Genomic DNA, 11,587 nt, shown 5'->3' on the forward strand with positions numbered 1-11,587 from the left:
ATCGTTCGACTTGCATGTGTTAAGCACGCCGCCAGCGTTCGTCCTGAGCCAGGATCAAACTCTCCGTGAATGTTTTCCCGTGATCGGGACAACACGACACGAGAGCGGGACAACCGGTCGGAATAGGACCGGTCGCCCACAGCGTCCTCGCTGTGTAAATTGCCTGCCGGATCAGTGATCCCGCAGGACTTTCAAAGGAACCTCCAACCTGCCGTGGCAGGCCGGGGTATCAACATATCTGGCGTTGACTTTTGGCACGCTGTTGAGTTCTCAAGGAACGGACGCTTCCTTCGTACTCACCCTCGCGGGCTTTCCTCCGGGCTTTTCCCTCCGGTCTTGCGTTTCCGACTCTATCAGATCCTTCCGGACCCGATTCCCGGTCAGCGGGATTCGCCTTCCAGGTCCTCCGCTTCCGCGTTTTCCCTTTCCGGCCCTTCCGACTCTACCAGAACCTTTTCCCGTTCCGTTTCCGGACCGGATTCCGAATTCTCGGTGACCGTCGAAGTGGTCTTTTGCCTTTCGGCGTCCGCTACGTTAACCGATTTCCCTGGTGGCTCATAATCGAGCCGTGGGAACGAATTACGGCATGCCGAATTCGCACCCGTCCGGGTGAGTCGTAGGTAGTGGTTGGCCGCTGCCGGGTGCTCGGACTCGGTCCGAATGGACTGAATCGACAGCAGTACCCGTTCAAGCGGCTCGGACAACATTAGGTGTCCCTCAAGGGTGAGTCAAGTTGCGCGGCGGCGTGGCACATGGGCCCGGTAGGGGCTCACCGTGGGGTCTCCGTCGATCCAGAAGCGCCAGGGATGTGTGGCCCCGTCGCCGCCCACCCCGGTGCGCGGACCGTTGCGCACCTGGTCGTCCGGTGGTGGGGTGCCGTGCAGCACGGAGAGCTGGGCTCCGGGGTGGGCGATGGCATCGGTGCCGTTCAGTGCGCGGTCGATGCCGAGGGCGGTCGCCAGGCGGGCGGGGCCTTTGGCCAGTTCCTTGTCGTTGCGGGCCGAGTTCCGACGTTCGCGGGTGAGCTCGGCACCGACCTGGATGTCGCCGGCGCGGAGCAGGACCCCGCTCGCCCTGCCCTCCGGGCCGCACACCAGGTTGAGGCAGTGCCACATGCCGTAGGTGAAGTAGACGTACGCGTGTCCCGGCGGTCCGAACATGACGCTGTTGCGCGCGGTGCGGCCCCTGAAGGCGTGCGAGCCGGGGTCGATCTCCCCCGCGTACGCCTCCACCTCGGTGAGACGGAGTTCGATCGGGCCCTCGGGGGTGGCGCGCACCAGGGTGCGGCCCAGGAGATCGGGGGCCACCTCCAGCACGGGGCGGTCGAAGAAGTCGCGTGTCAGTGGCGTACGGTCCATGCCCTCGATCATGGCGGTCGAGGGTACCGGGAACCGACTACGGTCGTGACGCGTATGTAGGGGTCAGGACCAAGGAGGAGTAAACATGGGCTTCAAGCGGCTGCTCGCGAGTCTGGGTGCCGGTGGTGCTTCGGTGGAGACCGAGCTGACCGAACTCAACGTCGTACCGGGTGGGGTCGTCCAGGGCGAGGTGCGGGTCCAGGGCGGATCCGTGGCCCAGCAGATCGAGGGGCTCTCCGTCGGCCTGCAGGCCCGGGTAGAGGTGGAGGGCCAGGACACCGAGACCAAGCAGGACATCGAGTTCACCAAGCTTCGGCTCGGTGGGGCGTTCGAGGTGCAGGCCGGTGCCGTGCACGTCGTGCCGTTCGGGCTCGAGATCCCCTGGGAGACGCCGATCACGATGTTCGCCGGGCAGCACCTGCACGGCATGAACATCGGTGTGACCACTGAGCTGGAGATCGCGCGGGCGCTGGACTCGGGCGACCTGGACCCGATCAACGTGCACCCGCTGCCGGCCCAGCAGGCCATCCTCGACGCCTTCGGGCAGCTCGGTTTCGGTTTCCGCAGCGCCGACATGGAGCGCGGCCACATCCGCGGCACGCGCCAGCGGCTGCCGTTCTACCAGGAGATCGAGTTCTTCCCGCCGCAGCAGTACCGCGGGCTGAACCAGGTCGAGCTGTCCTTCGTCGCGGACGACCGCGAGATGGACGTCGTCCTGGAGATGGACAAGAAGCCGGGGCTCTTCAGCGAGGGCAGCGACTCGTACCGCTCCTTCAAGGTCGGGCTGAACGACTACCAGGGGACCGACTGGGCGGCGTACCTCAACCAGTGGCTCGCCCAGGTCGGCGGTCGGCGCAACTGGCTCTAGGGTCGGTGGGGACCGGCTGACAGCAGTAACAGAGCGATCAGGAGAGGTGCTGACGTGACCGAGTCGAAGAGGGCTCCGCTGCCGCACGACTTCCACCCCGAGGTGCCGTCGTTCACGGTGGTGAGCGAGGACCTCGCCCCCGGTGCCGTGCTGGCGGACGCCCAGGTGTTCGCGGGCGGGAACATCTCGCCGCAGCTGCGGTGGGAGGGCTTCCCGGCGGAGGCCAAGAGCTTCGCCGTGACCTGTTTCGACCCCGACGCCCCGACCGGCAGCGGGTTCTGGCACTGGGTGGTCTTCGACATCCCGGCGTCGGTCACCGAGCTTCCGGCCGGTGCGGGAAGCGGGAAGTTCGAAGGGCTGCCCGCCGGTGCCGTGCAGGTCCGCAACGACTACGGCTCGAAGGACTTCGGTGGCGCCGCGCCGTCGGCCGGGGAGAACCACCGCTATGTCTTCACCGTGTACGCGGTGGACACCGAGAAGCTGGGTGTCGACAGCGACGCGTCGCCCGCGGTCGTCGGATTCAACCTGCGCTTCCACACGCTGGGCCGCGCCCAGCTGATCGGCGAGTACGCGTCCCCCGCCCAGGAGGCGTGAGCCGAGAGTTTCCCCGCTGTTCGCCCTGCCCTGGTCCCGAAGAGACCGGGGCAGGGCATTTTTTATTGCGTTGTCCATCCCGGCCCGCCCCGCCAGAGTTGATCCGGGCCTGCCAGGGGGCGGGCGGCACACGGGAGGTGGGCGAGATGCGGGACACGCTGGTACTGAACGCGAGCTTCGAGCCGCTGTCGACGGTGACGCTGAACCGTGCGGTGGTGCTGATCCTGCAGGACAAGGCCGTCGTCGAACAGTCGCACCCCGACCTCCGCATGCGTGGCGCCGCCGTGGACATTCCGGTGCCCCGGGTGATCAGGCTCTGCCGGTACGTACGGGTGCCGTTCCGAAGACACGCGCCGTGGTCCAGGAGGGGCGTGCTGGTGCGGGACCAGCACCGGTGCGCGTACTGCGGGCGGCGGGCGAGCACCGTGGACCACGTCGTCCCGCGGGCCCAGGGCGGTCAGGACACCTGGCTCAACACGGTTGCCTCCTGTGCCGAGGACAACCACCGCAAGGCGGCCCGGACGCCCGAACAGGCGGGGATGCCGCTGCTGCGGCAGCCGTTCGTCCCCTCCCCCGCGCAGGCGATGCTGCTGGCGCTGGGGGCCGACGCGGGGTCGGAGCTGCCGGACTGGCTGGACAGTGCCGCGGCGTGACCGGCGTACGCGCCCCGTCGTGACGGAAGCCCGTCCCTCCGGGGGCGGGCTTCCGCGCGTCGGCCGGTTCAGCGGAGCAGCAGCTGGACGATGGCGACCGTGCCGACCGCGACGATGAGGACGCGCAGGACGGTGGGGCTGAGGCGGCGGCCTATCTTCGCGCCGATCTGGCCGCCGATCGCGGAGCCGACGGCGATCAGCACGACGGCCGTCCAGTCGAAGTCCGCGACGAAGAGGAAGAAGAGCGCGGCGATGCTGTTGACGATGGCGGCCAGTACGTTCTTGACCGCGTTGAGGCGCTGCATGGTGTCGTCGAGCAGCATGCCCATGAGGGAGAGGTAGATGATCCCCTGGGCGGCGGTGAAGTAGCCGCCGTAGACGCTGGCGAGCATCAGCCCGACGAAGAGGAGCGGGCCGCCGTCGGGGCGGGCGGGGGTGCCCTCGCGGTCGCGCCGGCGCTGGACGGCTTTGCTGATGCGGGGTTGCAGGATGACCAGGACGAGGGCCAGTGCCACCAGGATCGGGACGATCGTCTCGAAGGCCGTGGAGGGCAGGGCCAGCAGCAGGACGGCGCCGGTGAAACCGCCGATGAGGGCGGCGACGGAGAGTCTGAGCACGCGGCTGCGCTGCCCGGTGAGTTCCGCGCGGTAGCCGATGGCGCCGCTGATGGAGCCGGGGATCAGACCGAGGGCGTTGGAGACGGTGGCGGTGACCGGTGGCAGTCCGGTGGCGAGCAGTACGGGGAAGGTGATCAGCGTTCCCGAGCCGACGATCGTGTTGATCGTTCCGGCGCTGATGCCCGCGACGAAGACGGCGAGCATCTCCCAGATGTTCATTGCGTGTCCCCCCGTGCGGGATCGGTGCCTGATGCACTGATCATGCACGAGGGTGTGTACACGTCAGTCGACTGGGGTGCGGTACCGGTCGTCAGTCGACCGGGGGCTCCTCGCGGCGCTCCTTGCTCGCGCCGGTGTCGAACCCCGGGGCGCCGTTGCCGAGGTTGCCGAAGGCACCGCTGAGGCCCTTGAGCGCGTCGCCGATCTCGCTGGGCACGATCCAGAGCTTGTTGGCGTCGCCCTCGGCGATCTTCGGGAGCATCTGGAGGTACTGGTACGAGAGGAGCTTCTGGTCCGGGTCCCCGGCGTGGATGGACTCGAAGACCGTACGGATGGCCTGGGCCTCGCCCTCGGCGCGCAGGGCCGACGCCTTGGCCTCGCCCTCGGCGCGCAGGATCGCGGACTGCTTCTCGCCCTCCGCGGTGAGGATCGCGGACTGGCGCGTGCCTTCGGCCTGGAGGATCGCGGCGCGCTTGTCACGGTCGGCGCGCATCTGCTTCTCCATCGAGTCCTGGATGGAGGTGGGCGGCTCGATCGCCTTGAGCTCGACGCGGTTGACGCGGATGCCCCACTTGCCGGTCGCCTCGTCGAGGACACCGCGGAGGGCCGCGTTGATCTCCTCGCGGGAGGTCAGGGTCCGCTCCAGGTCCATGCCACCGATGATGTTGCGGAGGGTGGTGACGGTGAGCTGCTCGATCGCCTGGATGTAGCTGGCGACCTCGTAGGTCGCGGCCCGCGCGTCGGTCACCTGGTAGTAGATGACGGTGTCGATGTTGACGACCAGGTTGTCCTGGGTGATCACCGGCTGCGGCGGGAACGGCACGACCTGTTCGCGGAGGTCGATGCGGTTGCGGATCGAGTCGATGAACGGAACGACGATGTTCAGGCCGGCGTTGAGCGTACGGGTGTAGCGGCCGAAGCGCTCCACGATGGCGGCGCTGGCCTGCGGGATGACCTGGATCGTCTTGATCAGGGCGATGAAGACGAGCACCACCAGAATGATCAGGACGATGATGATCGGTTGCATCGTTCCTCGTTGCCCTTCGGTTGCCGACGGATCGCGATGATCGAGGTCGAGATCGCGGGAGGGGCCGGCTGTCGTGACGGCCCCGGTCTCAATGATGATCTACATCGAGTCTGGCAGAACAGGCCCTGCCTTGTGGGCGGTTCGGTCACATGACGACTGCCGTTGCTCCGTCGATGTCGACGACATCGACCTGTTGTCCCGGATCGAAGCTCTGGTCCCCGTCGTAGGAACGGGCGGACCAGATCTCCCCGGCCAGCTTGATCCGGCCGCCGCTGCCGTCGACCCGTTCCAGGACGACGGCCTGACGACCTTTCAGCGCGTCGATGCCGGTGGAGAGTTGGGGCCGGTCGCTGCGGTGTCTGGCGGCGATCGGGCGGACCACGGCGATGAGCGCCACGGAGACCACCACGAACACCAGCACCTGGGCCACGATGCCGCCGCCGAGTGCCGCGACGACCGCCGCGGCGACCGCTCCGACGGCGAACATGCCGAACTCGGGCATCGCGGTCAGGACGAGCGGGATGCCCAGTCCCACCGCGCCGATCAGCCACCACACCCACGCGTCGATGTCCACGTGGTCATGGTAGGACCGCGAAGGCCCTCACCGACAGGGCACAATCGGGCAGCCCTGGCCGTCGCACCGGCCGGGTCCGCGGCGCGCGCCGGGATCACCGTGCTCGTCCGTGCCCGTCGCCGTATTCGTCCGTGCCCGGCGTCCGCTCCGGCTCCGTGGCCGGCCCGCGGGTGTCGCGGGGGCGGGGGTCCTCAGGAGAGCGGCAGGCCGTGGGCGGTGTACCGGTCGCCGGTGTGCTCCACGACGAGCGGCAGGCCGAAGCAGAGGGAGAGGTTGCGGGAGGTCAGCTCGGTCTCCATGGGGCCGGCGGCGAGCACCTTGCCCTGGCGGATCATCAGGACGTGCGTGAAGCCGGGGGCGATCTCCTCGACGTGGTGGGTGACCATGATCATCGAGGGGGCGTACGGGTCGCGGGCCAGTCGGCCCAGGCGGCGGACCAGGTCCTCGCGGCCCCCGAGGTCGAGTCCCGCCGCCGGCTCGTCGAGGAGCAGCAGCTCGGGGTCGGTCATCATGGCGCGGGCGATCAGGGTGCGCTTGCGCTCGCCCTCGGACAGGGTGCCGAACTTGCGGTCGAGGTACTCGGTCATGCCGAGCCGGTCGAGGAAGGCGCGGGCGCGCTCCTCGTCGACGGCCTCGTAGTCCTCGTGCCAGGTGGCGGTCATGCCGTACGCGGCGGTGAGCACGGTCTGCAGGACGGTCTGGCGCCGGGGCAGCTTCTCGGCCATGGCGACGCCCGCGATGCCGATGCGGGGGCGGAGTTCGAAGACGTCGGTGCCGACGCCGCCGAGCTGCTCGCCGAGGACCTTGGCGGTGCCGGTGCTCGGGAAGAGGTAGCTGGACGCGATGTTGAGGAGGGTGGTCTTGCCGGCGCCGTTCGGGCCGAGGATGACCCAGCGCTCCCCCTCCTTGACCGACCAGGAGACGTCGTCCACCAGAGCGCGTCCGTCGCGGACCACGGATACGTCCACCAGCTCCAGTACATCGCTCATGGCGCGTTGTCTCCCCATGCAGTGTCGAGATCGTCGCGTGCCTGTGGGCACAGCTCCCAGGGAAATCTACGCCACCGCGCGAGTGCTTCCGGCGCTGGGCCCGTGTGACCACGGGGCCCCGGCCGGTTCCCTAGGCTGTCGCCATGCTTTCGGAACCACGCTCAGGGCTGTTGGCCGCTTGGGGAAACGCGCTTCTGGCGGGACTCGTGTCGCCGGACGACGCGGTGCTCGCCATTGTCGGGGAGGACGCGGTGCACCGTGTCGAGGGACTGCCGGGCGAGGCGGGGCCGGTCGGGCTCACGCTGGCGCTCGGGCGGTTGCGGGGGCTGGGGGTGACGGGGTTCCGGGTGGCGCTTCCGGCGCCCGGCCATCCGCTGGGGCTGAGCGGGCCGCCGGACTTCAACGCGCGGGCGCTGGAGGCCGAGGAGGCGGTGGTGGCCTTCGGTGCGCCGTACGGGCTGGTTCCCGAGGTGCACGAGGCGGGTCCGGCGGGGGACCTGCACGTCGAGGTGGTGTGGCGGTGTCTGGCGGTGCGGGAGGCCCCGCCGGCCGACGTGCCGTCGCTGGGCGAGGCGGAGCGGGAGCTGGCCGAGGCGCTGCGGGACGCGACGGCGGTGCTGTCGCGGCTGGACGTGGCCGGTTCGGGGCCGGTGGCCGAGGCCGCCGTGGACGCGTACCGGGCGCGGACGGAACGGGGGCGCGAGGTGCTGGCGCCGGGGTACCCGCCACGGGCGGTGCGGGTGCTGGAGCTGGCCCAGCGGGTGGGGCTGCTGATCTCGGTGGCGTACGGGAACGGGCACGGCGGGGCGGTGAGCGCTTCGGAGATCGCGGCCCGGGGCGAGGCGCTGCGGCCGGTGGAGCGGGTGGCCCGGCGGGCGCAGGTCGCCGCGTACAACGCGTATGTGGAGGAGCGGGAGCGGGGGCGGTAGTCCGGTCCGGGGTTCGGGGGCCGGCGCGGCCTTCTTGGTGTGCGGTGCCGTGGGGCGGGGCGGGAGTGTCGTGTCCCTCCCGCCCCACGGCGTACGACCGCGGGGCCGGTCGGTTCGTCCGGCCGGGCGGCCGGCCGGATCAGCCGTTCAGGCCGAGGTTGCCGAAGGCCGGGTTGAGCAGGCCGATCACATCGACCGTGTTGCCCACCACGTTGACCGGGACGTGCACCGGGGCCTGGATGGTGTTGCCGCTGACCACGCCCGGGGAGTGGGCGGCGGTGCCGTCGGCGCCCGCGCCGTGACCGGTGGCGGAGGCCGCGACCGCACCAGCGGCGATGATTCCACCGGCGATCACGGCGACGGCGGCGGCCTTCTTCAGGTTCTTCACTTCAGCGTCCTCCTGGTGTGGCTGCGGCCGACCGCCGCAGCTCCCTGGAGAACGCCTCGCCCCGGGACGGGTTGCGCCGTCCGGGTGACATACACCCGACAGTATGAATCTCGGCCCGGAGGGCGGCGGTCCGCTCCGCCGACGGCCGGCTCCCTCGGGGGCCGGCCGCGCCGGTGGTCAGCTCGCCGCTCCGTGCCGGACGGCCCACAGGGCCGCCTGGGTCCGGTCCGAGAGGTCCAGCTTCATCAGTATGTTCGAGACGTGCGTCTTGACGGTCTTCTCCGAGAGGACCAGCGCCCGCGCGATCTCGCGGTTGGAGCGGCCGTCGGCGATCAGGCCCAGCACCTCCCGCTCCCGTTCGGTGAGGGTGTTGCCCCGGCCCGTCCCCCCGCCCGGTTCCTCCTGGGCGAGCAGGGCCTCCGCGACCTCCGGCTGGAGCAGGACGTGTCCCGCGTGCACGGAACGGATCGCACCGGCCAGGGCGTCCGGGTCGACGTCCTTGTACACGTAGCCGGAAGCCCCGGCGCGCAGGGCGGGGACCACGGTGCGCTGCTCGGTGAAGCTGGTGACTATGAGGACCCTGGCCGGGTTCTGGAGTTCGCGCAGCATGCGCAGCGCCTCGATGCCGTCGGTACCGGGCATCTTGATGTCCATCAGGACGACATCGGGGCGGAGCTCCTCGGTCCTGGCCACGCCCTCGGCGCCGTCGGCCGCCTCGCCGACCACCTCTATGTCGTCCTGGATCTCCAGGAACGTGCGCAGACCGCGGCGGACCACCTGGTGGTCGTCGACCAGCAGCACCCTGATGATCTTGTCAGCCACCGGGTACCTCCATCTCGATCGTGGTGCCCTCGCCGGGCGCCGATTCAACGGTGAGCCTGCCGCCGACGCCGCCGGCCCGGTCGCGCATCGACACCAGGCCCAGGTGCCGGCCCGCCCGCCGGGTCGCCGCGGGCTCGAAGCCGCTGCCGTCGTCGGCGATCCGCAGCAGCGTGCCGCCGTCGCGCCGGGCCAGGGTGACCGCGACGCGTTCCGCGCCGGAGTGGCGCAGCGCGTTGTGCAGGGCCTCCTGGGCGACCCGGAGCAGCGCTTCCTCCTGGGCGGCCGGCAGGGCCCGTACGCCCAGGCTCTCGAAGGTCACCCGGGCCGTGTGGGCCCGGTCCAGGACCTGGACCTGGGTACGGAGCGTGGCGACGAGGCCGTCCTCGTCGAGCGCGGCGGGGCGCAGCTCGACGACGGCGGCCCGCAGCTCGTCCACGGCTTCGGCGGCGAGCACGGCGACCTGTTGCAGCTCGCCCTTGGCGCGGGCCGGGTCGCGGTCGACCAGGGCGGTGGCGGCCTGGGCCGTCAGCCGCAGGGAGAAGAGCTTCTGGCTGACCGCGTCGTGCAGCTCGTGGGCGAGCCGGGAGCGTTCCTCGGCGATGGTCAGCTCGCGGCTGCGTTCGTACAGCCGGGCATTGGTGAGGGCGATCGCGGCGTGCTGGGCGAGGATGGCCAGCAGGTCCTCGTCCTCGGCGGTGAAACCGCAGCTGCCCTCGGGCTTGGGGCAGCGCTTGTTGGCGAGGAAGAGCGCGCCCATGACCTCGTCGCCGTCCCTGATGGGCAGGCCGAGGAAGTCGGACATGTCGGGGTGGGCCTCGGGCCAGCCCTCGAAGCGGGGATCCTTGCGGACGTCGGCGAGGCGCTCGCACTTCGCCTCGCGGAGCATCGCGGCGAGGATGCCGTGCTGTCTGGGCAGGGGGCCGATGGCCTTCCACTGCTCGTCGCTGACGCCGTCGACGACGAACTGGGCGAAGCCGCCGTGGTCGTCGGGGACGCCCAGCGCGGCGTACTCGGCGTCCAGCAGCTCGCGGGCCGAGGCGACGATCGTCTTCAGGACGTCACGCACTTCGAGGTGCCGGCTCATGGCGAGCAGCGCGGCGCTCACGGCGGCCAGGCCCGATGGCGTGCGGTGGCTCATGGGCCTCACCGTACCGGCGGGGTGCGCACGCCGTATCGGCCTGTGGACGGCCTCGTACCAGGACCGTGGGACTAGGGCCTCTCGTTCGGACCATGCCGGGCCCGCATGCCCCGCGCGGGGCGGCCGCGGACGGCCGGCACACCCCGCAGGACCGGATCATGACACTCCGGATTGCGGAAGCAACGGTTGGTGAAACTGTTGCGCGCCCGATGTGAGGCCGCGCATAGGACCCACATCACTTACGAAGCCGACTAGTGGAGGCATAAGTACCGCATCAGTGGGCATGAGCGCGGTCCCGCACGGCCGAGCGGGCCGCTGATCCACTACCCGGGGTCGTACGTCACACCTTTGCCACCCGATTTTGCCGCCGCTAAGAATTGCTCCCGTCCCCGACGGAGATGCGAAACGCGCTTCCCGTCTTCGTCCTCCGTGAGGGCTTCCGCGATTCGAAGAGGTACGTCTGCATGTCCGCGTCCAGCATCACCGGCCGTCGCCGTCGCCTGAACAAGGCCCAGAAGTTCTCCGTCGCGGGTGTTTCCGCCGCCGCGGTCGCCGCGCTCTCGTTCTCGCTCGTCCCCGCCAACGCCGAGCCCAAGACCGAGGCCGAGGCTCCCGTCTCCGCCGCCCCCGTGGTCCTCGCGTCGGCCGCCGGTGCCCCGCAGGCCAGGACGGTGCAGGCAAGCATCATCGAGCAGCACTCCACCGCCGAGAAGCTGATGAAGGCCGCCGACCTCGCCAAGGCCAAGAAGGCCGCCGCCGAGAAGGCCGCCGCCGCCAAGAAGAAGGCGGCCGCCGAGGCCAGGGCCGCGGCGAAGGCCGAGGCCAGGGCGAAGGCCGAGGCCAGGGCGAAGGCCGAGGCCAGGGCGAAGGCCGAGGCCAGGGCGAAGGCCGAGGCCAGGGCGAAGGCCGCCGCCCGTGCGAAGGCGAAGGCCGTCGCCGAGCGCACCGAGACGCGTGCCGCCAGCCGTTCCCAGGCCCGTACCCCGGTGTACGCCAACAACCTGGACGGCTGGATCCGGCAGGCCCTGGACGTCATGCGCGCCAACGGCATCCCCGGCTCGTACGACGGGCTGCACCGCAACATCATGCGCGAGTCGACCGGCAACCCGAACGCGGTCAACGGCTGGGACGTCAACGCCCAGAACGGCACCCCGTCCTGCGGCCTGCTCCAGGTCATCCAGCCGACGTTCAACGCGTACCACGTGCCCGGCACCTCGTCGAACATCTACGACCCGGTCGCCAACATCACGGCCGCCGCCAACTACGCGGCCGACCGGTACGGCTCGATCGACAACGTCAACAGCGCGTACTGAGCCGGCGCCCGGACGCCGCACGCACATGCCGAAGGGCGGCACCCCGCGGGGTGCCGCCCTTCGGCGTCCGGTACCGGCGCGTCCGCCCCGGTACCCGT

At 70.3% G+C, this 11,587-nt stretch carries 13 protein-coding genes and 1 rRNA gene; 5 read left to right on the forward strand and 9 right to left on the reverse strand.

The features are described 5' to 3' along the window. A 16S ribosomal RNA gene (locus ACFYW1_RS04805) occupies positions 1-70 on the reverse strand; the annotation flags it as partial. 658 nt (positions 71-728) lie between these two features. Further along, a complete protein-coding gene (locus tag ACFYW1_RS04810; RefSeq protein ID WP_388987045.1) occupies positions 729-1,370 on the reverse strand; it encodes a DNA-3-methyladenine glycosylase in 642 nt (213 codons plus the stop codon). A gap of 73 nt (positions 1,371-1,443) precedes the next feature. On the opposite strand from ACFYW1_RS04810, the gene ACFYW1_RS04815 reads away from it, so the two are divergent. The 3 genes from ACFYW1_RS04815 (at position 1,444) to ACFYW1_RS04825 (ending at position 3,473) form a co-directional block, all read left to right on the forward strand. Continuing rightward, the gene (locus tag ACFYW1_RS04815) at positions 1,444-2,226 is read left to right on the forward strand and encodes a sporulation protein (protein WP_148833932.1); all 783 of its coding nucleotides are present in this window, start codon (positions 1,444-1,446) and stop codon (positions 2,224-2,226) included. Positions 2,227-2,280: 54 nt separating this feature from the next. After that, positions 2,281-2,820 carry a YbhB/YbcL family Raf kinase inhibitor-like protein gene (locus ACFYW1_RS04820; RefSeq protein WP_388987050.1) on the forward strand — a complete coding sequence of 180 codons (540 nt, stop codon included), beginning with the start codon at positions 2,281-2,283 and terminating at the stop codon, positions 2,818-2,820. A 146-nt stretch (positions 2,821-2,966) separates the two neighbouring features. Then, complete coding sequence (locus ACFYW1_RS04825; protein WP_356934459.1) at positions 2,967-3,473, forward strand: HNH endonuclease; 507 nt, start codon at positions 2,967-2,969, stop codon at positions 3,471-3,473. A gap of 68 nt (positions 3,474-3,541) precedes the next feature. On the opposite strand, the gene ACFYW1_RS04830 is transcribed toward ACFYW1_RS04825, so the two are convergent. The 4 genes from ACFYW1_RS04830 to ACFYW1_RS04845 form a co-directional block, all read right to left on the reverse strand. After that, the gene (locus ACFYW1_RS04830; protein WP_388987054.1) at positions 3,542-4,309 is read right to left on the reverse strand and encodes a sulfite exporter TauE/SafE family protein; all 768 of its coding nucleotides are present in this window, start codon (positions 4,307-4,309) and stop codon (positions 3,542-3,544) included. Between the two features lie 91 nt (positions 4,310-4,400). Continuing rightward, positions 4,401-5,336, reverse strand: a complete 936-nt coding sequence (locus ACFYW1_RS04835) for an SPFH domain-containing protein (protein WP_148833941.1) — start codon at positions 5,334-5,336, stop codon at positions 4,401-4,403. A gap of 145 nt (positions 5,337-5,481) precedes the next feature. Continuing rightward, complete coding sequence (locus tag ACFYW1_RS04840) at positions 5,482-5,910, reverse strand: NfeD family protein (RefSeq protein WP_388987057.1); 429 nt, start codon at positions 5,908-5,910, stop codon at positions 5,482-5,484. A 191-nt stretch (positions 5,911-6,101) separates the two neighbouring features. Further along, positions 6,102-6,899 carry an ABC transporter ATP-binding protein gene (locus ACFYW1_RS04845; RefSeq protein ID WP_388987060.1) on the reverse strand — a complete coding sequence of 266 codons (798 nt, stop codon included), beginning with the start codon at positions 6,897-6,899 and terminating at the stop codon, positions 6,102-6,104. Positions 6,900-7,042: 143 nt separating this feature from the next. Between ACFYW1_RS04845 and ACFYW1_RS04850 the strand changes: the two genes are divergently transcribed. Continuing rightward, entirely contained in the window at positions 7,043-7,828 is a 786-nt protein-coding gene (locus ACFYW1_RS04850; protein ID WP_388987063.1) for a hypothetical protein, read from the forward strand. 139 nt (positions 7,829-7,967) lie between these two features. On the opposite strand, the gene ACFYW1_RS04855 is transcribed toward ACFYW1_RS04850, so the two are convergent. From ACFYW1_RS04855 to ACFYW1_RS04865, 3 genes are all read right to left on the reverse strand, one after another. Continuing rightward, positions 7,968-8,216 carry a chaplin gene (locus ACFYW1_RS04855; protein ID WP_388987066.1) on the reverse strand — a complete coding sequence of 83 codons (249 nt, stop codon included), beginning with the start codon at positions 8,214-8,216 and terminating at the stop codon, positions 7,968-7,970. 177 nt (positions 8,217-8,393) lie between these two features. Next, positions 8,394-9,038, reverse strand: coding sequence for a response regulator (locus ACFYW1_RS04860; protein ID WP_388987069.1), 645 nt, complete (start codon positions 9,036-9,038; stop codon positions 8,394-8,396). After that, entirely contained in the window at positions 9,031-10,176 is a 1,146-nt protein-coding gene (locus ACFYW1_RS04865; protein WP_388987072.1) for a GAF domain-containing sensor histidine kinase, read from the reverse strand. Before ACFYW1_RS04865 ends, ACFYW1_RS04860 begins: the two co-directional genes overlap by 8 nt. Before the next feature lie 464 nt (positions 10,177-10,640). Between ACFYW1_RS04865 and ACFYW1_RS04870 the strand changes: the two genes are divergently transcribed. Beyond that, positions 10,641-11,489 carry a transglycosylase SLT domain-containing protein gene (locus ACFYW1_RS04870; protein WP_388987074.1) on the forward strand — a complete coding sequence of 283 codons (849 nt, stop codon included), beginning with the start codon at positions 10,641-10,643 and terminating at the stop codon, positions 11,487-11,489. Positions 11,490-11,587 lie beyond the last annotated feature (98 nt).

The organism is Streptomyces sp. NPDC002669, assembly GCF_042889165.1.
Lineage (GTDB): Bacteria > Actinomycetota > Actinomycetes > Streptomycetales > Streptomycetaceae > Streptomyces.

Coding starts and splice junctions, on each gene's coding strand:
- ACFYW1_RS04810 (WP_388987045.1), bottom strand. CDS start 1,370: ATGATCGAGGGCATGGACCGTACGCCACTGACACGCGACTTCTTCGAC.
- ACFYW1_RS04815 (WP_148833932.1), top strand. CDS start 1,444: ATGGGCTTCAAGCGGCTGCTCGCGAGTCTGGGTGCCGGTGGTGCTTCG.
- ACFYW1_RS04825 (WP_356934459.1), top strand. CDS start 2,967: ATGCGGGACACGCTGGTACTGAACGCGAGCTTCGAGCCGCTGTCGACG.
- ACFYW1_RS04830 (WP_388987054.1), bottom strand. CDS start 4,309: ATGAACATCTGGGAGATGCTCGCCGTCTTCGTCGCGGGCATCAGCGCC.
- ACFYW1_RS04835 (WP_148833941.1), bottom strand. CDS start 5,336: ATGCAACCGATCATCATCGTCCTGATCATTCTGGTGGTGCTCGTCTTC.
- ACFYW1_RS04845 (WP_388987060.1), bottom strand. CDS start 6,899: ATGAGCGATGTACTGGAGCTGGTGGACGTATCCGTGGTCCGCGACGGA.
- ACFYW1_RS04850 (WP_388987063.1), top strand. CDS start 7,043: ATGCTTTCGGAACCACGCTCAGGGCTGTTGGCCGCTTGGGGAAACGCG.
- ACFYW1_RS04865 (WP_388987072.1), bottom strand. CDS start 10,176: ATGAGCCACCGCACGCCATCGGGCCTGGCCGCCGTGAGCGCCGCGCTG.
- ACFYW1_RS04870 (WP_388987074.1), top strand. CDS start 10,641: ATGTCCGCGTCCAGCATCACCGGCCGTCGCCGTCGCCTGAACAAGGCC.